We start from the raw sequence: 21,864 nt of genomic DNA, 5'->3' as shown, positions 1-21,864 counted from the left end.
CGGCGTGGATCTTGGTCTGGAACGGCCCTTCAGGGGGCCGTGCTCGACCAAGATCTGACCGAGACGCGGATCAGTCGAGGAGCCAGCGGACCACCTCGACGTGGTCGGGGAAGACCCGGTCACCGTCGATGCTCCAGGCCGTCGTCTGACCGATCGTCCAGCCCAGCACCCGGTCGCGGTCCAGCCCCAGCTCGGCGCTGAGCCGGTCCAGGCGGTGGCGGACGGCCGCCCGGGAGTGGCCCAGCTCGGTGCCGCGCACCATCGGCACCACCGAGAACTCCCGCTCGCCGACCAGCGGTTTCGGGTCGATCACCAGCCACGGCTCGCGTTCGGCGCGCAGCACGTTGGCGGCATGCAGGTCCTGGTTGACCAGGACCTGCACACCCTGGCTGCCGGTGAGCCCGCCGAGCAGGTCGAGCGCGGCGTCGACCAGCCGCCGCTCGAACGGCCGCCCGGCCCGCTCCCACTTCACCGGCAGCCGGGACACCCAACCGGCGGCGGCCTCCGCCAACGACGTGAACGGCTGACCGGCCGGTACCCAGAGGCGGGGGAGCAGCGCCACCACCGCGTCGAGCGCCGCGTCGAGCGGTAACGCGTGCAGCGGGGTCCCGGGATTGCAACGCTCCACCAGCAGTGCCCGCAGGTCGGGGTCGTGGCCGAGCAGCCGGACGGCACCGTCGCCCTCCCAACGCCGCAGCGCGGTCGCCTCGTGCTCGCTCTCCGCGTCGGGGAACTGCAACTTGAGCACCGCACGGGTGCCGTCCGGCAGTTCGGCCGGCAAGGCCAGGGAGGCGCAGGCGTACCCGAAGGGCGGCCCGAGCCGCAGCGACCAGCGCCGGGCGCAGGTGGCCAGCCGGCCCGGCAACTCGGCCAACCACTCCGGGCCACCCGGCACGTCGCGAAGCCAGGCCAAGCCGTCGGGGAGTCGCAGCGCGCCGGTCACCGGCTCATGGTGGCCGAGGCCGAGCAGCGGCCACAACCGTGATCAGCGGAGCCGGCGGATGTCACCGTACGCCCGGTAGAAGCCGCCACGGCCGGACTCCCGGACCTCGGTGACCAGGTAGCGGGCGCCCGGCTGGCGGATGCCCTTGGGGAACTGCACCGACCAGTTCCGGTGGTAGCCGGCGGACAGCACGTGCACCCGCAGCCGACCGCCCTGCTCGACGCACTCGACGATCACCCCGTCACCGGCGTCGCCGACGACCTCGACCTCGGTGACGGCGGCTGGTTCGGGCAGCCGGGCCGGGGCCTTCACGTCGACCACGTCGGGCACGTTGCCCGCCTCCGCCGCCCGGATCGCGGGCTCGCTGGCGTCGATGCAGGCCAGGTGGCCGCTGGTGGTCACCACGTAGAGGCGTTCGTCGTGGTACTGCATGGAGTAGGCCGATCCGCAGCCGGTGCCGAGCTTCCACAGCCGGGTGCCGTCGGCGGCGAAGCAGTAGATCGACGACTGGCTGTCACCGGCGAAGACGTAACGACCGTCGGCGGCGGTGGCGCAGGAGAAGACCGGCGCATCGGCGCGGTAGGTGCGCAGTGCCGAACCGCCGTCCTTGCCGAGGCGTACCACCTCGCGGGTGGCGGTGCCGGCGAACACGGCGTCGCGTTCCTGCCAGCCGAAGAGCACCGAGCCGGTGCGGGTGTGCCACAACTCCCGCCCGGTGCGCCAGTCGTAGCCGCTGACCCCCGTCGAGTCGCCGTGGTAGACGGCGTCGGCGTCGCAGCGCACCATCCAGGCCGACCGGCCGCGCCCGGCCCGTCGCCAGAGGAACTCGTCCTCGTGGTCGATGGCGGCGACCCCGCCGTCGGCGTCGGAGACACCCAGCACGCCGTCGTGGATGTCGAGCCAGTAGATGTCGATGTCGGGAACAATCGCGTACGCCACCCGGGGGATCTTGCCGGAGAGGTCGTAGACGTTGCCGTCGTCGCAGCCGGCGTAGATCCAGGCGTCGTCGGCGACGATGCACTTGACCCCGTCGGGAAGCCGGACCTGGTCCAGCACGCGGGCGTCGTGATCGAGGGTGGTGATCACACCGCGCTCGTTGCCCACCATGCAGGTGCGCCCGTCGACGAAGATGCCGAAGGCCGGTGCGCCGGAGTCGTACCGCCAGAGGACCGGGGCGGTGCGGGCGGTCGAGCGGGTGCTGACGATCTGCCGCCGAGAGACTGCCCGCTTCTGGCGTACGCCGCGGACCGCCGGAGCGTACCCCTTGCGGATCTTCTCGCCGATCTTCTTCGCCGCGGCGGCGCGGGCCCGCGCGTTGTCGGGATAGCCGGTGGTCTTCACCTGACCCTGGTCGCCGATCCGCCCGAAGCGCACGGTCATCGTGGCGTCGTCGACCATCACCTCGTAGAACTTGTGCGCGGCACCGTCCATTTCGGACAGTTCGAGGTAGGTCGTCTCCTGCGACATGGGAATTCCTCCGAGGGGTTGGCGTCGGCCCTGACCGGGCGGCGCGCCTACGCTAACCCGCGGCACCGACAGAAACCGGCCCCGGAGCCGTCAGCCGGCGAGCGCGTCCACGGCCTTGCGGGCGGCGACCAGCACCGGATCCCAGACCGGGGCGTACGGCGGGGCGTAGCCGAGGTCGAGCGCGGTCATGTCGTCCACCGTCATCTTGTTCCACAGCGCCACGGCGAGGGTGTCGATCCGCTTCGCCGCCTCGGACCAGCCGACGATCTGGGCGCCGAGCAGTCGCCCGCTCGGCCGCTCGGCGATCAGCTTCACCGTCATCTGCCGGGCGCCGGGGTAGTAGCCGGCGCGGTTCGTCGACTCGGCGATCACCGAGACGAACTCGAAGCCGGACGCCCGGGCCTCGCGCTCCCGCAGGCCGGTGCGTCCCACCTCCAGCTCGCACACCTTGGTGACCGCGGTGCCGATCACGCCGGCGAAGGTGGCGTACCCGCCGCCGATGTTGATGCCGGCGACCCGGCCCTGCTTGTTGGCGTGGGTGCCGAGCGGTACGTGCACCGGCATGCCGCTGACCTTGTGCAGGGTCTCCACGCAGTCCCCGGCGGCCCACACCCCGGGCACCCCGGACACCCGCATCTGACGGTCCACCCGGATGCCGCCGGTCGGCCCGAGCGGCAGGCCGGCGGCGGCGGCCAGCTCGGTGTTGGGGCGTACGCCGAGACCGAGGACCACCAGGTCGGCCGGGATCGGCCCGTCGTCGGTGACCACCTCGCTGACCCGGCCGTCGCGCTCCGCCAGGCCGGTCACCCGTACGCCGGTGCGGATGTCCACGCCCAGCCCGCGCATCGCCTCGGTGACCAGTCGGGCCATGTCGGGGTCGACTGTCGACATCGGCTGCTCGTCGCGCTCGACCAGGGTGACCGACAGGCCGCGGCGGACCAGTGCCTCGGCCATCTCGACGCCGATGTAGCCGCCGCCGACCACCACCGCCCGCCGGGGCCGCGGCTCGGTCTCCAGCCAACCGCGCAGCGCCGAACCGTCGTCGAGGGTCTGCACCCCGAACACCCCGGCGGCGTCGGTGTGCGCCCAGGCTGGCTTCTTCGGCACCGCTCCGGCGGCGTACATCAGGGTGTCGAACGGTTCCCGGACCTCACCGCCGCCGTCCAGGTCCCGGGCGACCACCTCGCGGCGGACCAGGTCGATCTCGACCACCTCGTGCCGGATCCGTACGTCGATGGCGTAGTCCTCGCGGTGCACCTTCGGCGACCGGGCCACCAGTTGCTCCCGGTCGGTGACCAGGCCGCTGATCCAGTACGGGATCCCACAGGCCGAGTACGAGGTGAAGTGCCCCCGTTCGAACACGACGATCTCCAGGTCGTCCACGCCCCGACGACGGCGCGCCTGGGCGGCGGCCGACATGCCGGCGGCGTCCCCGCCGACGACGATCAACCGTTCCGCCACGCCATCACCTCTCTCGTCAGGCCGGGTCCTCGCCCCGGGTCTGGCGTGCCACGTCCTCCACCACATCCTCCAACCGTCCGGTCCGGGCGTACACCGAACGCTGCCGTGCGGCCCCGCTGCCGTGCCGGCGCAGCCCCTCCAGCAGGCCGGTCACCTCGGCCAGGTCGCCGTGTCGGTCGAGGGCCGGACCGAGGCGTCCGACGAGCTGGTGCAGCAGATCCCAGGCCGGCCGCAGCTCACCGCTGTGCGGGTCGACCGCCTCTCCCTCCAACCCGTCGTGGGCAGCCCGCCAGTGCGCGCCGACCAGCAGGTGATGGTCGGTCGGCAGCGGTGGCCGCCCGGCCGCGATGTCGTCGAGCGCGGTCGCCACCAGCCCACGGACCAGTGCGGCGATCAGGACCGCGTCGTCGACGGTCGGGCAGACGTCACCGATGCGTAGCTCCACCGTCGGGTACTTGGCCGACAGCCGGGCGTACCAGTAGAGCATCCCCTCGTCGAGCATCACGCCGCTGGCGATTAGCTGACGGATCAGTCGTTGGTAGTGCTCGTGGTTGACCAGGTAGGGCGTCGGCGCGACCGAGGGCCAGCGTTCCCACTCGATCGATCGCCAACTGGCGTAGCCGGTGTCCTCCCCGCCTGAGAACGGCGAATTGGCGGTGACCGCGTGCAGGATCGGCAGCCACGGCCGCACATGGTTGAGCACCTGTACGCCCGTGTCCGGGTCCGGCACTCCGACGTGGACATGCATGCCGTTGTTGCCCGGCCCGGGCACCAGCAGCCGGAACCGGGCGATCATCCGGTCGAAGCGGGGCTTGTCGACCACCGGGGGGACCGGCCCGTCGATCGGCCCGGTGCCGATCGCGAGCAACCGGGCGCCGGCCCGCTCGGCGGCGTCGGCCAGCGCGGCGCGGAGCAGGCTGAGCGAGTGCCGGATCGAGCGGAGTTCCAATCCGGGTGGGCTGCCGATCTCGATCTGACTGGTCTGGAACTCCCGCTCGACCTGTCCCCGCAACTCGGCGGGGACCTCCTCCAGCACCGCCTCGACGGCGGGCGTCGCGGCCCCGGTCTCCGGGTCGACGAGTAGGAACTCCTCCTCGACACCCACGGTGAGCAGGTCGGTTGCCTCGACCGGGGGACGCGGGGCGGTTGCCACCTGCCTGACCATCGCTACCACCGTCCACTTCCTCCCGGGCGGTCCCTCCGCACCGGGTCGGCCGGCAATTACCCCCTGTGGTGGCACCGGGAAACTCCGCCCGGGTGTGGCGGGGGTGTGCGCGATCCTCGGGTCGCCCGGATCGATCGATATTGACAACTGCGCGGGAGGAACGTACAACTCCTGAGAGAGCGCTCTCTCCCGTCCCCGCAGAGAGGCACGTCATGACAACTGCCCCGGCGGCACCCGCCGCCCCGCCTGCGCGACGCCGGCTGCCGCTGGCGTTGACCCTGCTCACCGCCGTCGCCACCGTCGTGGCCGGACTCGGCACGACCGCGGACGCCGCCGTGCCGCCGCCCCCGTCGGGCTGGAACCTGGTGTGGAGCGACGACTTCACCGGCGCCGCCGGCACCCTCCCGTCCGCCGGCAACTGGATCATCGACACCGGCACCAGCTACCCGGGTGGCCCACCCAACTGGGGCACCGGCGAGATCCAGACGTACACGAACAGCACCGCCAACGTCAGCCACGACGGCGCTGGCAACCTGCGGATCACCCCGCTGCGCGACAGCGCCGGCCGCTGGACCTCGGCGCGCATCGAGACCGTCCGCAGCAACTTCAAGGCCCCGGCCGGCGGGATCCTGGCCATCGAGGGCCGCATCCAGATGCCCAACGTGACAGGCGCCGCCGCGTCGGGATACTGGCCGGCGTTCTGGGCGCTCGGTTCGCCCTACCGGGGCAACTACCAGAACTGGCCGGGCATCGGCGAGTTCGATGTGATGGAGAACGTCAACGGGCTCAACTCGGTCTGGGGCGTGCTGCACTGCGGCGTCGCGCCGGGCGGCCCGTGCGACGAGTTCAACGGCATCGGCGCCTCCCGGGCCTGCCCCGGCAGCACCTGCCAGTCGGCCTTCCACACCTACCGCTTCGAGTGGGACGCCTCGGTCAGCCCGCAGCAGCTGCGCTGGTACGTCGACGGGCAGCTCTACCACACGGTCAGCCAGAGCCGGGTCGGTGAGCCGTACTGGTCGCAGATGACCAGCCACGCCGGTTACTTCCTGCTGCTGAACGTGGCGATGGGCGGGGCCTTCCCGAACGGGGTCGCCGGCAGCGCCACGCCGACCTCGGCCACCGTGCCCGGCCGGCCGATGCTTGTCGACTACGTCGCGGTCTACAGCCGGGGTGGGGGCAGCAACCCGCCGCCCACCACGCCACCGCCGACCACCCCGCCGCCGGGCGGGACGCGGGACGCGTACGCGACCATCCAGGCCGAGTCCTTCAACGCCCAGAACGGCGTGATCGTCGAGGCGTGTTCCGAGGGCGGGCAGAACATCGGGGCACTGCGCAACGGCGACTGGGTCCGTTTCGACAACGTGGAGTTCGGCTCCGGCGGGCCACGTGACTTCGTGGCCCGGGTCGCCTCCGGCGCGGGGGCCGGCGTCAGTGGCCTGGTGGAGGTCCGGGTGGACAGCCCGACCAGCGCACCCATCGGCAGCTTCGCCATCGCCAACACCGGTGGCTGGCAGAGCTGGCGGTCGGTGCCGGGCAACGTCTCCGGAGTGACCGGGCGACGGACCGTCTACCTCACCTTCACCAGCGGGCAGCCCAACGACTTCGTGAATGTCAACTGGTTCCACTTCCGCCGCTGAGGCGTGACGACACGGCCCCCTGGCATCGCCTCCGGCGGACAGGGGGCCGTGTCGATTCACCCGGGGCCGGCCCTGGACAGAAACAGTTAACAGTCTTAATAATAGGCGCCAGGTTGACGTCCATGGATTTCGTCCGGGCTGGAGGGGCACATGAAACGGTCCAGAACGCTGGTGCTGGCGGTGATCGGCGCGCTGGCCGCCGCGATCGGGGCGGTCGGGCTGGCGCCAGCCGCGTACGCCGCCGGAGTCACCGCGAGCTTCGTCAAGACGTCCGACTGGGGCTCGGGCTGGGAGGGGAAGTACACCATCACCAACGGGGGCGGCACCACGGTCAACGGCTGGAGTCTCGCCTTCGACCTGCCCGCCGGTACCACGGTCGGCACCTACTGGGACGCGCTGCTGACCTCCAGCGGCCAGCGGTACACCTTCACCAACCGCTCCTGGAACGGCACCATCGCACCCGGTGCCTCGGTCTCCTTCGGCTTCCTCGGCAGCGGTTCCGGCGTACCGGCGAACTGCCAGCTCAACGGCGCGGCCTGCGCCGGCGGCACCACGCCGACCACGCCGCCACCCACCACGCCGCCACCCACCACGCCGCCACCCACCACGCCGCCACCGACGACCCCGCCGCCGCCGGTCGGCGGGCTGCCGAAACACATCCTGACCGGCTACTGGCACAACTTCGACAACCCGGCCGTCGAGCTGCGGCTGCGTGACGTACCCACCGAGTACGACCTGGTGGCGGTCGCCTTCGCCGACGCGACCGGCACGCCCGGCGCGGTCGGCTTCGCCATCGACCCCGGCCTGTCCGCCGCGCTCGGCGGGTACACCGACGCCGACTTCGCCGCCGACGTGCGGACCCTCCAGAGTCGCGGCAAGAAGGTGATCATCTCGGTGGGTGGCGAGACCGGCCGGGTCGTGGTCGACAGCTCGGCGTCCGCGGCGGCCTTCGCCGACAGCGTGTACGCCCTGATCCAGCGTTACGGCTTCGACGGCGTCGACATCGACCTGGAGAACGGGTTGAACCCGACGTACATGGCGCAGGCGCTGCGGTCACTGCGGGCGAAGGTGGGCAGCGGGCTGATCATCGCGATGGCGCCGCAGACCATCGACATGCAGAACCCGGCGGGCAGCTACTTCAAGCTGGCGTTGGACATCAAGGACATCCTGACCGTGGTGAACACCCAGTTCTACAACTCCGGGGCGATGCTCGGCTGCGACAACAACGCCGCGTACGCCCAGGGGACGGTCAACTTCATCGTCGCGCTGGCCTGTATCCAGTTGGAGGCGGGGCTGCGGCCAGACCAGGTCGGGCTCGGCCTGCCGGCCGGTCCCGGCGCGGCCGGTGGCGGCATCGTCCAACCCAGTGTGGTCAACGCCGCGTTGGACTGCCTGACCCGGGGCACCAACTGCGGCAGCTTCCGCCCGCCGCGCACCTACCCCGGCCTGCGTGGCGCGATGACCTGGTCCATCAACTGGGACATCACCAACAACAACACCTTCGCCCGCACCGTCTCCCCCCACCTCCGCACCCTCCCCTGACGCTCAAGATCCGGGCAACTTCCCTGATGCTGCTGTCTCAGGCTCGGCTGAGGCAGCACCATCCCCGAAGTTGCCCGGATCTTGGGTTCGAAGCAGGGGGGCGGCGGGCTGGTCAGGGGGTGTGGGTGGGGGTGCGGCGGCGGAGTTTCTTGATCACCCAGGTGGCGACCATGAGGATGATCAAGGTGAGGATCCCGTAGTCGAACCAGGAGCTGTAGCGGTCGATCTGCTGCCAGCGGGAGCCGAGCGCGTAGCCGAGACCGATGAAGATCCCGTTCCAGATACCGCTGCCCAGCGTGGTGAGCGTGACGAACTCGACAAGCGGCATCCGGTTCGCCCCGGCCGGCACCGACACCAGGCTGCGCACCACTGGCGCCATCCGGCCGAAGAACACCGCCCAGCGGCCGTACCGCTCGAACCACCGGTCGGCCTTTTCCAGGTCGTCCATGTCGACCAGGGGTAACCGGTCGAGCCACCGTTTGAGGCGGTCCTCGCCGACCACCGCGCCGACCCAGTAGAGGAACAGCGCGCCGAGCACTGAGCCGACCGTGGCCGCGACGGTCACCAAGACCACGTTGAACCGACCCTCGCCAGCCAGGTACCCGGCCATCGCCAGGACGATCTCGCTGGGAATGGGCGGGATGATGCTCTCCAGGGCCACCAGCAGGGCCACCCCCACCTCCCCGCCCGCCTCGATCACCCCGGCGATCCAGCCGGTCAGCCCGCCGACCTGAGCGGGGTCGACGTCCTGGGCGAGCGCCATGATGAAGCCTTTCGCGGGTCGGGCGTAAAGGGGACCCTTACCCCCCGAAACCGCCCCGCACACCGGGTCCGGACAGGTCACTCCTGCGGGTGCAGCTCCTCGTCGGCCGGGCCGTGGCGCCATCCGGTGAACCGCACGAGCAGCCCGCCCCGGCTGGGCGAGCAGCAGTACGGACCGGCCGACGCCACCGCGTCGGGAGCCAACGGGGCAAGCCGGACCAGCCGCCACGGCTCACCGGCGACCCGGGCGCGTACGGTCAGCGCGTCACCGGCGCGGCTGACGCGTACGCTCACCTCCCGACCCGCCCAGTCCGGAACCGGTGCCACGGACCAGTCGGAGACGTCGCGGGTCACCACCGCGCCCACCTGGGGCTGGCCGTCGCTGACCTCCACGCCGGCCTTCACCCAGTTCCGGTCGTCCACCCGGACCAGCACGCCGGCCTGGTCGAACTGCCCGGTCCAGGCCAGCCGGAAGTCGACCTCCACGGCGGTACCGGCCGGGAACGGCGCGAGCAGGGCCGGGGCATCGTCGTGCACGAAGCCGTAACTGGTGTGTCGCCACAGGTCGCTGCCCCGGCCCGGTTCGACGCTCAGCGTGCCGTCCGGTTCCTCGGTCACCCGGACCGGTCGGCCGTGCCAGTCGCCGCCCGACCATTCGATGCTCCGCATCCCGGCACCGTACCGAGTCGGGTTTGCCGACGTCCCGACTGGGAGAAGGTACCGGGGCATGTCTGACAGGTGGTATTCGGAGGCGGTCGTCTACTGCCTCGACATCGACACGTACGCGGACTCCGACGGTGACGGGGTCGGTGACATCCGGGGTCTGATCGGCCGGCTGGACTACCTCGCCCGGCTCGGGGTGACCTGCCTCTGGCTGCACCCCATCCATCCGTCGCCCAACGACGACGACGGCTACGACGTGACCGACTTCTACAACGTCGACCCACGGTTCGGCACCCTGGGCGACTTCGCCGAGCTGCTGCACCAGGCCAGCAACCGGGGGATCCGGGTGATCATCGACCTGGTGGTGAACCACACCTCCGACCAGCACCCGTGGTTCCAGTCCGCACGCTCCTCGCCGGACTCGCCGTACCGCGACTGGTACGTCTGGTCGGAGCAGGAGCCGACCGACCGGTACCAGGGCATGGTCTTCCCCGGCGAACAGCATGAGACCTGGACCCACGACCGGACCGCGAAGGCCTGGTACTACCACCGCTTCTACAAGTTCCAGCCGGACCTCAACACCAGGAACCCGGCGGTACGCGCCGAGATCAAGAAGATCATGTCGTTCTGGATCCAACTCGGCGTCGCCGGATTCCGGATGGACGCGGTGCCGTTCATCATCGAACGCACTGAGCCCGGAGACCCGAACCCGGAACTGGACTTCGAATTCCTCACCGAGCTGCGCCAGCACGTGCAGTGGCGGCGCGGCGACGCGGTCCTGCTGGCCGAGGCGAACGTCGAGCCCGACCACCTTCCCGCATTCTTCGGTGACAGCGGCGGCTCGGCGAACCGGGTCCACATGCTCTTCGACTTCATGCTCAACGGCCGGCTGATGCTGGCTCTGGCCCGGCAGGACCCGGAACCGGTGATCGAGGCGCTGCGGGACACCCCGGCGCTGCCCGAGGGCGGGCAGTGGGCGACGTTCCTGCGCAACCACGACGAGATCGACCTGTCCCGGCTCACCGCCGAACAGCGCAACGAGGTGTACGCGCAGTTCGGCCCCGAGGAACACATGCGCATCTACGACCGGGGCATCCGTCGCCGGTTGGCACCGATGCTCGGCAACGACCGCCGGCGCATCGAGTTGGCGTACTCCCTGCAGTTCGCCCTGCGCGGCACGCCGGTGCTGCGCTACGGCGAGGAGATCGGCATGGGAGAGGATCTGTCGCTGGACGGGCGGGAAGCGATCCGTACCCCGATGCAGTGGTCGAACCAGCCCAACGCCGGCTTCTCCACAGCGGAGCCGGAGAAGCTCGTCCGCCCGGTCATCGACAAGGGTGAGTTCGGGTACGAGAAGGTCAACGTCACCCTCCAGCGGCGGGATCGCACCTCGCTGCTGGCCTGGTTCGAGCGGATGATCCGTACGCTGCGGGAGGCACCGGAGATCGGCTCCGGCTCCACCACGCACATCGACGTGCCGATGCCGCCGGGGGTGCTGGCGCACCGGGCCGACGGGCCGACGGGGACGATGGTCTTCCTGCACAACCTCGGCACCACCGACGCCGAGGTGGATCTCAGCCAGCTTCAGCCCGAGGCGGACCTGCCCATCGACGTGCTTGCCGACCGCAACTACGACGACGTCGGCAAGCTCGACAAACTGCAACTTTCCGGGCACGGCTACCGCTGGATCCGGCTCTGTCGATCCTGGTCGCACTGAGCGGCAGGCCGGGCCGACCCGTCGGGGGCCGGTGACCTCCGGGCCGGCGTGCCCGGTCCGGAGGTCGGGATCGACGGGGGTCAAGCCGCCCCGGCGTGGGTTAGGCTCCTGCCGTCGAGCCAAGTTACCGGGAGGTAGGCATGTCGGAGGGGCAGCGGGTCGCGATCGTGACCGGGGCGGCACGGGGAATCGGCGCGGCCACCGCCAGGCGGTTGGCCGCCGACGGACTGGCCGTGGCGGTGGTCGACATTGAGGAGTCGGCGACCAAGGAGACCGTGGACGCGATCGTGGCGGCCGGCGGCCGGGCACTCGGCGTCGGTGCGGACGTGGCGGACCGGGCCCAGGTGGAGGCTGCCGTGGAACGGGTGGCCGCCGAGCTGGGTGCGCCGACCGTACTGGTCAACAACGCCGGCGTGCTCCGCGACAACCTGCTGTTCAAGATGACCGACGCCGACTGGGACACCGTCCTCGGCGTACACCTGCGCGGGGCGTTCCTGTTCAGCCAGGCCACGCAGAAGCACATGGTCGAGGCGCGCTGGGGCCGCATCGTCAACCTCTCCAGCACGTCCGCGTTGGGCAACCGGGGCCAGGCCAACTACTCGGCGGCCAAGGCCGGCCTGCAGGGTTTCACCAAGACCCTCGCCATCGAGCTGGGCCCGTTCGGGGTGACCGCCAACGCGGTCGCGCCCGGATTCATCGTCACCGACATGACCGCGGCCACCGCCGCCCGGATGAAGGTGGACTTCGAGGCGATGCAGAAGCACGCCGAGGCGGAGATCCCGGTCCGCCGGGTGGGCCGGCCCGACGACGTGGCGCACACCATCTCGTTCCTGACCAGCGAGGGAGCGTCCTTCGTGTCCGGCCAGGTCATCTACGTCGCCGGCGGACCCCGGGACTGAACGGCCTCGTCAACCGGCCCCTTCCTGGACACCGAGTGTCAGGAAGGGGCCGGTGCCGTCCGGCTGCGGGTGTGCCGGAGCCAGACGAGGCCGAGGATCGGCAGCACCAGGGGAATGTAGCCGTAGCCGCTGCCGAAACCGGACCAGACCGTCTCGTCGGGGAAGAGGTGCGGGCGGGCCAGACTGAAGGTGCCGACCCCGACGACGCCGACCAGTTCCAGCGCGCAGCAGGCCAGGGCGATCCGGCGGCCCGCGTGACCGGCCCGCGCCAGACCGGCCGCGGCCACGATGTAGACCACCGCGGCGAGCGCGGAGAGCAGGTACGCCAGCGGCGCCTCGTCGAACCTGGTGACGATCTGGAGGGTGGCGCGGCTGCTGGCGGCGATGGCGAAGAGCAGGTACACAGCGATCAACAACCGGCCCGGGCCGGAGTTGGTCCGGGGTCGGGCGGGGCTCGGTTCAGCCACCGAGCACCTGCCAGGTCTGCTGGAGCCGGACCACCACCACCGGCGTCACCAGGCACACCGCGCACACGATCGCCGACCCCCAGCGGGTCGGTTCCATCCGGGCCAGCACCGCCGCCAGCGGCGGCAGGCAGACCAGCGTGACCAGGTAACCGAAGAACGAGCCGGGTTCGCCAGGTCGCTCGCCGCCGGCCAGCGCCACGGCGGTCACCAGCACCAGCCCGAGCAGCAGCAGCTCCAGCACGGCCAGCCCGATCAACTGCATCCGGTCCGGCGGCCGGTGGCGCAACGCGGCCACCAGCGCCCAGACGGCGACCAGCAGCGACAGCACGATGGCGGCGACGGCCAACGCCCCGTCGGCCGGAGATCCGGTGGTGGTCGCGGCGGTGGTCACCTGGGTCGTCCGGTGCTCGTTCCGATCACCGGCCCACTCTACTAACCCCCGTAGTAAGAGCGACCGCCGAGAGGGCCGGCCAGACACCCGCCCGTCCTGGTCGGCCGGCCGAGCCCTCACCGTCGCCTGCCCGGCCTGCGGCAGCGCCGCGCCGGTCGGGCCGTGGCACGGCGGGGACGCCGGGCACGGGGGACCGCGGGGGACTAGCGTGATCAGTGTCGCGGGTCAGCTGTGGCCAGGCGAATACAGCGGAGGTACGGGGATGCGGTTCGGGTTGTTCGGCACCGGGCACTGGGCGGCGGAGACGCACGCGGCGGCACTGGAGGCGCACCCGAGGGCGGAGCTGGTCGGCGTGTGGGGGCGTAACCCCGACAAGGCCGCTGCGCTGGCCACCCGCTACGGGGTACCGGCCTTCGAGGAGGTCGACTCGCTGATCGAGGCGTGCGACGCGGTGGCCGTCGCGCTGCCGCCCGACGTCCAGGCGGACATCGCCGTCCGGGCCGCCAACGCCGGTCGGCACCTGCTGCTGGACAAGCCGCTCGCGTTGAGCGTCGCCGACGCCGACCGCGTGGTCGAGGCGGCCACCGGGACGGGTGTGGCGTCTGTGGTCTTCTTCACCGGCCGATACCAACCGGACGTCGCCGGCTTCATCGCCGCGACCGCCGCAGCCGGAGGCTGGCACACCGCAAACGTGATCCGGTTCGCCTCGATCTTCCAGCCCGGCAGCCCGTACGGGCAGTCGCCGTGGCGTCGGGAGCACGGCGCGCTGTGGGACATCGGCCCACACGCGTTGGCCGTCCTGCTGCCGGTGCTCGGCCGGGTGACCCGGGTGGCCGCCACCGACGGTCCCGGTGGCCTGGTGCACCTGCTGCTCAGCCATGCCGACGGTGCCACCAGCACGGTCTCGTTGACCCTTGACGCACCACCCCGCTCGGTCGCCGCGGAGTTCGTCTTCTACGGCGAGAGCGGCATCGAGCGGCTCCCCAACGGTGGCGCGAGCTCGGCGACGGCGTTCGGGGTGGCGATCGATCAGTTGCTGGCCGAGGTCGACGCCGGCACCCGTGACCATCGCTGCGACGTGCGTTTCGGCCGCGAGGTGGTGGCGGTCCTCGCCGCCGCCGAGACCGCCCGTGCGCAGGGCACCGTGATCGACGTGCCGGCCTGAGCGTGGGCCGGAAATCGGTCGCCACCGGCCGGGAGGGTCGGTAGGGTCGCCGACATGTGCGTGCACGCCCTGATCAACGCGGTCGCCACGTCGGCCGCGTTCGGGCCGCTGCTGGTGGCCCGCCCGCGCGTCCGGCGTCCGGCCCTGGCCGGCGCGACCCGCGACTGACGCCTCTCCCGCGTACGTCTCCGGCACCGTCTTGCATCGCGGTGCCGTTCTCCCGCGCCATCTCACCAGGGCCGTCCGAGTCCCGATCGCTCGGACAGGCCCCGTCGACGGTCGCCTGTCCGCTCTCGTCGCCACCCGGCGACAGACAAGGACGACGCCATGGCGCCCCGCCGTACCCGCACGACCGGACGCGACCGGTCCCGTCGCGTACTCTCCCAGAATTTCCTCGCCGACCCGGCCGCCGTCGCGCGGTTCATCGACGCCGCCCGCCCCGACCCGCACGGTCTGGTGCTGGAGGTGGGTGCCGGGCGGGGTCAGCTGACCCGCCCGCTGGCCGCGCGCTGCGGCCGACTGACGGCGTACGAGGTGGATCCCGTCGCCGGAACGGAACTGGCCCGGGTCTGCGCGACTTTGCCGAACGTCACCTGTCGCCAGGCGGACTTCCTCGCCGTCGCGGCACCCGTGGAGGAGTTCGCCGTGGTCGGCAACATCCCGTGGTCGCTGACCGCAGCCGTGGTGCGGTGGTGCCTGGCCGCCCCGATGCTGTGCACGGCCACCCTGCTCACCCAGCTGGAATACGCCCGGCGGCGGGCCGGTGACTACGGCCGATGGAGCCGGCTGACGGTGCTGAGCTGGCCGGAGTTCGACTGGCGGTTCGCCGGGCGGGTGCCGCGGACCGCGTTCCGCCCGGTGCCCCGGGTCGACGCGGGCATCCTGCGCATCGCGCGCCGGACGCAGCCGTTGCTGCCGCCGCGGGCGCTGCCGGCGTACCGGCGGATGGTCGAGCTGGGGTTCGGCGGGGTCGGCGGCTCGCTCGCGGCCTCGCTGGCCCGCGAGTATCCGCGGGCCCGGCTGACGGCGGCGTTGCGCGCCAGCCGGCTCGACCCGGACCTCCCGGTCGGGCAGGTCTGGCCGGAGCAGTGGCTGGTGCTGTACCGCCTGCTGCACGCCCGCTGAGCCGTCAGGGCAGTGTGCCCAGCGCCTCGGTCAACTCGGTGGGCGAGCTGAACTGGTCCACCGGGAGCGCACGTACGGCCTGCAACTGCTCGGTGCTCGCGCCGTTCTCCTGGCACCAGCGGATCAGGTCCTCGCGGGAGACGGGATAGTCCAGCCCGGCGAGGTATTCGTGCAGGGCGGCACCGCTGTCGGTCATGCTGTCCGATCTACCCGCGCAGGTGCCCCGGCACACCCCCGGCGGGCCGCTGCGTTTGCCCGTCGGGGTGCCGGGTAGCCGCAGGCATGCTGGTACAGCGGCTCGGTGCGCCGAGCGACCTCGATCCGTTGCTGGAGCGTGTCCGGGACACGCGGGTGGTGATGATCGGGGAGGCGACGCACGGCAGCTACGACTACTACCGCATCCGGGAGCAGTTGACCCGGCGGCTGGTCGCCGAGTGCGGCTTCTCCTTCGTGGCTGTCGAGGGTGACTGGCCGGACTGCGACCGGGTGCACCGTTCGGTGACCGGCGCCCCCGGCGGGGTGGCCGAGCCGCAGACCGCGCTGGAGGGCTTCGAGCGGTGGCCGACGTGGATGTGGGCAAATGCCGAGGTGGCCCGCTTCTGCCGGTGGCTGCGCGCCTGGAACATGGAGCGGGCCGAGGGGGCCCGGGTCGGCTTCCACGGTCTCGACGTCTACAGCCTCTGGGAGTCGATGCAGGCGATCTTCGACTACCTCGGCGAGGAGGAGCCGGCGTCGTTGGAGGCCGCCCAGGACGCGTACCGCTGCTTCGAGCCGTACGGCAAGCGGGTCGAGGAGTACGGCGCGGCGAGCCGGTTCGTCTCCGCCCGGTGCGAGCAGGAGGTGATCCGGCTGCTGGCCCGTACCCGCGAACACGCCGCCACCGACGGGCCGGGTGCCTTCTCGGCCTGGCAGAACGCGGAGGTGGTGGCCGGCGCGGAGCGCTATTACCGGGAGATGGTGGCCGGTGGGCCCGGTTCCTGGAACGTCCGGGACATCCACATGACCGACACCCTGGACCGGTTGCTCGACCGCTACGGGCCGGGTGCCCGGGGCGTCGTCTGGGCGCACAACACGCACGTCGGTGACGCGCGGGCGACCGACATGGCTGCCGACGGGATGGTGAACATCGGCCAGTTGGCGCGGGAACGCCACGGCGCGGACCAGGTGGCGTTGATCGGCTTCGGCAGTTGGCGGGGCACGGTGATCGCCGCGCCGCGCTGGGGCTCGCCTTCGGAGGCGATGGTGGTGCCGCCGGCCCGACCCGGTTCGCTGGAGCACCGGTTGCACGAGTTGATGCCCGAGCGCGCGGTGCTGGTCTTCGGCGGTCCGGACCAGCCGGGCTGGGTCACCGACACGCTCGACCACCGGGCGATCGGGGTGGTGTACGACCCGTCGTTCGAGTCGTGGGGCAACTACGTGCCGACCCGGCTCGGGGAACGCTACGACGCCTTCATCTGGTGCGACGAGACCACTGCGCTGCATCCGTTGCCCGCGCTGGCCGCTCCGGGCGAGATGGAGACCTACCCGGCGGGTGTCTGAGCCGGTGCCGACCCGGCCCTCCACCGGGGGTTCGGTGGAGGGCCGGGTCGCCGTGCCGGTCAGGCGTCGGCGCCGACCTTGTCGTCGAGCCTGGCGCGCAGCTTCTCGCCCTCGATGTCGACGTTCGGCAGCGCCCGGTCCAGCCAGCGGGGCAGCCACCAGGCCACCTTGCCGAGCAGTGACATCACCGCCGGGACGATGGTCATCCGGACCACGAAGGCGTCGATGGCCACGCCGATGGCGAGCGCGAAGCCCATCGACTTGATCACCGGGTCGTCGAGGAAGATGAAGCCGCCGAAGACCGAGGTCATGATCAGGGCAGCGGCGGTGACCACGCGTGCCCCGTGCCCCATCCCGTTGATGGTGGCCTGCTGGGCGGTGTCACCGTGGACGAAGTCCTCCCGCATCCGGGAGACCAGGAACACCTCGTAGTCCATGGCCAGGCCGAACAGGATGCCGATCAGCAGGATCGGCAGGAAGCTGATCAGCGGGCCGGGAGTGTCCAGGCCGACCAGGTCGGCGAGGTGCCCCTGCTGGAAGACCGCGACCGTGATGCCGAAGGTGGCGGCGACGGTGAGCAGGAAACCCAGCGCCGCCTTGACCGGCACCAGCACCGAGCGGAACACCAGCATCAGCAGCAGGATCGACAGGCCGACCACCAGCGCCAGATAGATCGGCAACGCGTCGGAGAGTTTCTCCGAAATGTCGATGCCGATCGCCGTGACACCGGTGAGCAGTACGTCGGCGCCCTGGATGCCGCCGACGGCGGTGCGGATGTCGTGCACCATCGTCTCGGTGGCCGGGTCGGTCGGGCCGGTCTGCGGGATCACCCCGAGCAGCGCGGTCCGGCCGTCCGGGCTGAGCTGCGGCGGTGCCACGGCGAGCACGTTGTCGGTGCGCTGGACCAGCGCGGTGACCTGCGGAACGGCTGCGGCGGTTGCGCCGGCGTCGTCGCCGGCGACAACCACTGCGAGACGGCCGGTGAAGCCCGGGCCGAAGCCCTCCGTGATCAGGTCGTTGGAGACCCTGGCGGCGGAGCCGACCGGAGCGGTACCGGCGTCGGGCAGCGCCAGGCGCATGTCCGGTGCGGGCAGCGCGAGCAGCCCCAGGCCGAGCAGGCCGACGAGGATCACCGGGATCCGGAGCCGGGTGATCAGTCGGGCCCAACGGAAGCCGAACGCAGACGTGTCCTCGCTGCCGTTGGTGGCGGTTTCCGGTGCCGCGCGGTGGGTGGTCACGTCGCTGCTGCGGGCGGCGTCGTCCGGGATGTCATCGGCGGTCAGGGCCACCGGCACCGACGAGCGCAACCGGCGGGGCAGCACCCGGCGTCCGGCGAAGCCGAGCAGCGCCGGTTGCAGGGTGATCGCCACCAGCACCGCGACGGTGACCGTGCCGGCGGCGGCCAGACCCATCACGGTCAGGAACGGGATGTTCACCACCGCGAGACCGGCCAGGGCGATGACGACAGTGGCCCCGGCGAAGGTCACCGCCGAGCCGGCCGTGCCGACCGCCCGGCCGATCGCCTCGTCCGCCGGCATGCCGTCGAGCAGGTTCTGTCGATACCGCGAGGTGATGAAGAGCGAGTAGTCGATGCCGACGGCCAGGCCGAGCATCAACGCGAGGATGGGTGCGGTGCTGGTCAGTTCGACCACGCTGCTGAGTGCGAAGAGGCCGGCCATGCCGACGCCGACGCCGATCAGCGCGTTGAGCATCGTCATACCCGCGGCCACCAGGGAGCCGAAGGTGACCACCAGGACCACGAGGGCCACCGCGACGCCGATCGCCTCGGTGGAGCCGACCTCGGGCTCGGTGTTGAGCACCTCACCGCCGGGTGCCACCTGCCAACCCTGGGCCTCGACCTGGGTACCGAGTTCCTCGTACGCCTCGCGCTGTTCATCGGTGATCTGGTCGGCGCCGTCGTTGAACTGCACCTGGATCAGCGCGTACTGGCCGTCGGGTGAGACCGAGCCGACCTGGAACGGGTCGATGGCGGCGAGCACACCCGGGACCGTCGTGGCCTCCTCGGTGATCGACCGGATCGCTGCCTGGCCCTCGGGGGTGCCGAGCTGCCCCGGGGCCGGTGCCTTGACCGCGATGGTGCCGGTGGCGCCGGCCGCCGCCGGGAACTGCTCGTCGAGCAGGTCGAGCGCGCGTTGCGACTCGGTTCCGGGCATGGTGAAGTTGCTGGCCGTCGGGCCGCGCAGGGTCGCTGCTGCCAGGCCGAGCCCGACGAGTACGACGAGCCAGATCGCGGCGACGAGTCGCCGCCGACGCATCGATCCCCGGCCTAGCCGGTAGAGCAGGGTCGCCATGAGGTCCTTTCCCTCGGTCGTGGATGGTGGGACGGGTCAGTGGACGGGCGGCTCAAGCGCCCGCCGCAGCAGGGCCAGCAGCGCGTCGCCCAGTTCCTGGTCGGGCACGTCGGCGAACTCGCCGCAGGTCTCGGCGATGCCGGCGAGCAGCACCAGCGCGGTGATCCGGGCGGAGGCCCGCGCGGACTGCCCGGCGAGCGCATCGATGAGCCGTTCGGAGATCTGCTGGATGTGGGCGAAGACGGGCTGTTGCAGCAGCTCCGGGAATTCGCCCCGGAGCAGGGCGATCTCACTGCGGAACCGGACCGCGAGATCGACGAAGCCCTCGGCGGCGACCCGCTGGGCGGCGGCCGGCCCGGGCTGGGCGGCGATCCGGTCGTCGAGCGACCGCAGTACCTCGATCGCGGGCGCCATCAGCGCGGTGAGGATCGCCTCCTTGTTGGCGAAGTGGTACAGCACCGCCGCCTTGGAACAGCCCACCTCGGTGGCGATGTCCTGCAACGAGGTGCCTCGGTAGCCGGTGGCGGCGAAACGTCTCGCCGCGGCTGCCAGGATCTCGCCGTGGGTCTGCGGGGTGGTGCGGGCCATGACTCTCAGCATGCCTGACCGATCGGTCAGAGGCTGACCGATCGGTCAGATCAGTGGCGTTCCCCACAGCCAGCGGTGCCGAATTGGCTCTCCGGATGGGCGTCCCGCCGGGCCGAGAATCCGATCGTGACCGACTCGACGGCGGCCCGGGCGGTCGCGCTTCGTGCCCTGCACCGCCCCGGCGACCCGCTGGTGCTCCCCAACGCCTGGGACGCCGGCTCGGCCCGGGCGGTCGTCGACGCCGGCTTTCCGGCGGTGGCCACCGGCAGCGCCGCCGTCGCCGAGTCGCTCGGGTACGCCGACGGCGAGCGCATCCCGCCGGGGGAGATGTTCGCGGCCGTGACCCGGATCGCCCGCACGGTCGCCGTGCCGGTCACCGCCGACCTGGAGCGGGGCTACGGTCTGCGCCCGGCCGAACTGGTCTCCCGGCTGCTCGACAGCGGGGCGGTCGGGCTCAACCTGGAAGACTCGGATCCGCGTACCGGCGTCCTGGTCGACGCCGAGGAACAGGCCGACCTGCTGGCCGGCGTGCGGGCGGCGGCGGACGACGCCGGGGTCGCGGTGGTCGTGAACGCCCGGGTGGACGTCTTCCTACGGCCCGGCGGCGCACCGGCCGAACGGCTCACCGAGGCGATCCGCCGGGCGCGCCGCTACCTGGCCGCCGGGGCGGACTGCGTCTACCCGATCCTGCTGGCCGACCGGACGCAACTGCCGGATTTCGTGCAGGCCGTGGCGGCACCGGTAAACGTACTGGCCCGACCCGCTGCGCCGGAGCAATCGGAACTGGCCGCCCTGGGGGTGGCCCGGATCAGCTACGGCTCCGGCCTGTACGCGGCGACCCGCGCCCACATCACCCGCCTGCTCGCCGCCGTCGCCGCCGGAGATCCCCTCGCCTGAGCGGTGGCTGGCCCGTCGGGCGGTCGCCCGCAGGTAGGTTCCGCTGACGCTGGCGAGCTGACGGCGTGGACGGATCCGGCGCGCCGTTCCGGTTGACCGCCGGGCGTCCGGCCGGGATGGTGATCGGATGAGCGGGGCTGACGACAACCGGGACGGGGTCGCGCTGACCAATCTCGACCAGCAGTTGTTCGACGGGTCGGGAGAGCGCAAGCGTGACCTGGTCGACTATCTCGACGCGGTGGCGGACCGGCTCGTCCCGCAGTTGCGTGGCCGTCCGCTGTCGGTGGTCCGGGTGCGCCCGGGACAGCCGCCGTTCATGCAGAAGAACCTGCCCCGCTACACCCCGGACTGGGTGCGTCGGGTGTCGATCTGGGCCGAGGCGTCCCGCCGGGAGATCGCGTACGCGCTCTGCGACGACCGCCGTACTTTGCTCTGGTTCGCCAACCAGCGGGCCGTCGAGTACCACCCCACCCTGGCCGTGGCCGACGACCTGAGCCGTCCCACCCACCTGGTGCTGGACCTCGATCCGCCGGAGACCGGTGGGTTCGGGGCCGCGGTGGCGGCCGCGCTGCTGGTCCGGCAGGCGCTCGCCGACGCCGGACTGGCGGGTGCGGTGAAGACCAGCGGCGCAAAGGGGGTGCACGTCTTCGTCCCGGTCGAACCCGGTCCCGACGCCGAGGAATTGGCCGCGGCCACCCGGGCTCTCGCGGCTCGGGCGGAGCGCCTGGATCCGGCGCTGGCGACCACCGCGTTCATCCGCGAGGACCGGGGTGGCAAGGTCTTCGTCGATCCCACCCGCACCGGCGGCGCGACCGTCGTGTCGGTGTACAGCCCCCGGCTGCGTCCCGGCGTGCCGGTCTCCTTCCCGGTGCCCTGGCCGGACCTGGAGTCCGTCACCGCTGCGGACTTCACCGTCCGGACGGTCCCGGCGCTGGTGGCGGAGCGGGACCCGTGGAGCGAGTTGATGCCGGCACCCCAGCGGCTCCCCGGCGAGCTGATCGAGGAGGGCCGGGCGATCCCTGTGCCGAGGGTGCAGGCCATGCACGAGGGGCGCCGCCGGGCCCGCGCCCGACGCGCCGCCACCGACTGAGTACCGCGACAACGGGCCGCGCGGGGCCGGACCG

General features: G+C 71.8%; 20 protein-coding genes. 9 read left to right on the top strand and 11 right to left on the bottom strand.

Going from position 1 to position 21,864, the window contains the following annotated elements:
* Positions 1-70: 70 nt before the first annotated feature.
* The 4 genes from ACN26Z_RS26265 to ACN26Z_RS26250 form a co-directional block, all read right to left on the bottom strand.
* A complete protein-coding gene (locus ACN26Z_RS26265; RefSeq protein WP_421463818.1) occupies positions 71-943 on the bottom strand; it encodes an aminoglycoside phosphotransferase family protein in 873 nt (290 codons plus the stop codon).
* 42 nt (positions 944-985) lie between these two features.
* Positions 986-2,410 carry a WGR domain-containing protein gene (locus ACN26Z_RS26260; RefSeq protein ID WP_093405318.1) on the bottom strand — a complete coding sequence of 475 codons (1,425 nt, stop codon included), beginning with the start codon at positions 2,408-2,410 and terminating at the stop codon, positions 986-988.
* Between the two features lie 90 nt (positions 2,411-2,500).
* Positions 2,501-3,871 (bottom strand): FAD-dependent oxidoreductase, encoded by a 1,371-nt coding sequence (locus ACN26Z_RS26255; RefSeq protein ID WP_093405320.1) that lies wholly within the window; start codon positions 3,869-3,871, stop codon positions 2,501-2,503.
* Between the two features lie 16 nt (positions 3,872-3,887).
* The gene (locus tag ACN26Z_RS26250) at positions 3,888-5,036 is read right to left on the bottom strand and encodes a carboxylate-amine ligase (protein ID WP_282236979.1); all 1,149 of its coding nucleotides are present in this window, start codon (positions 5,034-5,036) and stop codon (positions 3,888-3,890) included.
* 212 nt (positions 5,037-5,248) lie between these two features.
* Between ACN26Z_RS26250 and ACN26Z_RS26245 the strand changes: the two genes are divergently transcribed.
* Positions 5,249-6,673 (top strand): carbohydrate-binding protein, encoded by a 1,425-nt coding sequence (locus ACN26Z_RS26245; RefSeq protein WP_093405326.1) that lies wholly within the window; start codon positions 5,249-5,251, stop codon positions 6,671-6,673.
* A gap of 150 nt (positions 6,674-6,823) precedes the next feature.
* Positions 6,824-8,215 carry a chitinase gene (locus ACN26Z_RS26240; protein WP_421463815.1) on the top strand — a complete coding sequence of 464 codons (1,392 nt, stop codon included), beginning with the start codon at positions 6,824-6,826 and terminating at the stop codon, positions 8,213-8,215.
* A gap of 112 nt (positions 8,216-8,327) precedes the next feature.
* On the opposite strand, the gene ACN26Z_RS26235 is transcribed toward ACN26Z_RS26240, so the two are convergent.
* Both ACN26Z_RS26235 and ACN26Z_RS26230 read right to left on the bottom strand, forming a co-directional pair.
* On the bottom strand, positions 8,328-8,978 hold the full coding sequence (locus tag ACN26Z_RS26235) for a DedA family protein (protein WP_421463813.1): 651 nt from the start codon (positions 8,976-8,978) through the stop codon (positions 8,328-8,330).
* Between the two features lie 77 nt (positions 8,979-9,055).
* Complete coding sequence (locus ACN26Z_RS26230; protein WP_282236983.1) at positions 9,056-9,646, bottom strand: DUF1349 domain-containing protein; 591 nt, start codon at positions 9,644-9,646, stop codon at positions 9,056-9,058.
* Between the two features lie 58 nt (positions 9,647-9,704).
* On the opposite strand from ACN26Z_RS26230, the gene ACN26Z_RS26225 reads away from it, so the two are divergent.
* Both ACN26Z_RS26225 and fabG read left to right on the top strand, forming a co-directional pair.
* A complete protein-coding gene (locus tag ACN26Z_RS26225) occupies positions 9,705-11,357 on the top strand; it encodes an alpha-amylase family protein (protein WP_421463810.1) in 1,653 nt (550 codons plus the stop codon).
* Positions 11,358-11,497: 140 nt separating this feature from the next.
* Complete coding sequence (gene fabG, locus ACN26Z_RS26220) at positions 11,498-12,256, top strand: 3-oxoacyl-ACP reductase FabG (protein ID WP_282236985.1); 759 nt, start codon at positions 11,498-11,500, stop codon at positions 12,254-12,256.
* 38 nt (positions 12,257-12,294) lie between these two features.
* Here fabG and ACN26Z_RS26215 read toward each other — a convergent pair whose 3' ends face one another.
* Both ACN26Z_RS26215 and ACN26Z_RS26210 read right to left on the bottom strand, forming a co-directional pair.
* On the bottom strand, positions 12,295-12,723 hold the full coding sequence (locus ACN26Z_RS26215) for a hypothetical protein (protein WP_421463809.1): 429 nt from the start codon (positions 12,721-12,723) through the stop codon (positions 12,295-12,297).
* On the bottom strand, positions 12,716-13,114 hold the full coding sequence (locus tag ACN26Z_RS26210) for a hypothetical protein (protein ID WP_093405343.1): 399 nt from the start codon (positions 13,112-13,114) through the stop codon (positions 12,716-12,718). The genes ACN26Z_RS26215 and ACN26Z_RS26210 overlap by 8 nt, the downstream gene beginning before the upstream one ends.
* Before the next feature lie 262 nt (positions 13,115-13,376).
* Between ACN26Z_RS26210 and ACN26Z_RS26205 the strand changes: the two genes are divergently transcribed.
* A complete protein-coding gene (locus tag ACN26Z_RS26205; RefSeq protein WP_282236987.1) occupies positions 13,377-14,279 on the top strand; it encodes a Gfo/Idh/MocA family protein in 903 nt (300 codons plus the stop codon).
* A 327-nt stretch (positions 14,280-14,606) separates the two neighbouring features.
* A complete protein-coding gene (gene erm, locus ACN26Z_RS26200; RefSeq protein ID WP_421463806.1) occupies positions 14,607-15,404 on the top strand; it encodes an ErmE/ErmH/ErmO/ErmR family 23S rRNA (adenine(2058)-N(6))-methyltransferase in 798 nt (265 codons plus the stop codon).
* A 4-nt stretch (positions 15,405-15,408) separates the two neighbouring features.
* Here the strand turns inward: erm and ACN26Z_RS26195 are convergent, their stop codons facing one another.
* Positions 15,409-15,600 carry a DUF2795 domain-containing protein gene (locus ACN26Z_RS26195; RefSeq protein ID WP_093405351.1) on the bottom strand — a complete coding sequence of 64 codons (192 nt, stop codon included), beginning with the start codon at positions 15,598-15,600 and terminating at the stop codon, positions 15,409-15,411.
* A gap of 86 nt (positions 15,601-15,686) precedes the next feature.
* Between ACN26Z_RS26195 and ACN26Z_RS26190 the strand changes: the two genes are divergently transcribed.
* Positions 15,687-16,943 carry an erythromycin esterase family protein gene (locus ACN26Z_RS26190; RefSeq protein ID WP_282236989.1) on the top strand — a complete coding sequence of 419 codons (1,257 nt, stop codon included), beginning with the start codon at positions 15,687-15,689 and terminating at the stop codon, positions 16,941-16,943.
* Positions 16,944-17,002: 59 nt separating this feature from the next.
* Here ACN26Z_RS26190 and ACN26Z_RS26185 read toward each other — a convergent pair whose 3' ends face one another.
* Both ACN26Z_RS26185 and ACN26Z_RS26180 read right to left on the bottom strand, forming a co-directional pair.
* Positions 17,003-19,255, bottom strand: a complete 2,253-nt coding sequence (locus ACN26Z_RS26185; protein ID WP_421463803.1) for an MMPL family transporter — start codon at positions 19,253-19,255, stop codon at positions 17,003-17,005.
* Positions 19,256-19,291: 36 nt separating this feature from the next.
* Entirely contained in the window at positions 19,292-19,843 is a 552-nt protein-coding gene (locus ACN26Z_RS26180) for a TetR/AcrR family transcriptional regulator (protein ID WP_282236991.1), read from the bottom strand.
* A 126-nt stretch (positions 19,844-19,969) separates the two neighbouring features.
* Here ACN26Z_RS26180 and ACN26Z_RS26175 point away from each other — a divergent pair, with 126 nt between their 5' ends.
* Complete coding sequence (locus tag ACN26Z_RS26175) at positions 19,970-20,740, top strand: isocitrate lyase/PEP mutase family protein (RefSeq protein WP_093405524.1); 771 nt, start codon at positions 19,970-19,972, stop codon at positions 20,738-20,740.
* Positions 20,741-20,867: 127 nt separating this feature from the next.
* Positions 20,868-21,830, top strand: a complete 963-nt coding sequence (locus ACN26Z_RS26170; protein ID WP_421463800.1) for a DNA polymerase domain-containing protein — start codon at positions 20,868-20,870, stop codon at positions 21,828-21,830.
* The last annotated feature ends 34 nt before the right edge of the window (positions 21,831-21,864 follow it).

Origin of the sequence: Verrucosispora sp. WMMD703, from assembly GCF_049178935.1 — a bacterium.
GTDB lineage: Bacteria > Actinomycetota > Actinomycetes > Mycobacteriales > Micromonosporaceae > Micromonospora > Micromonospora sediminimaris.
Note: the sequence above shows the minus strand (reverse complement) of the source record. Positions and strands in the feature narration are given on the sequence as shown.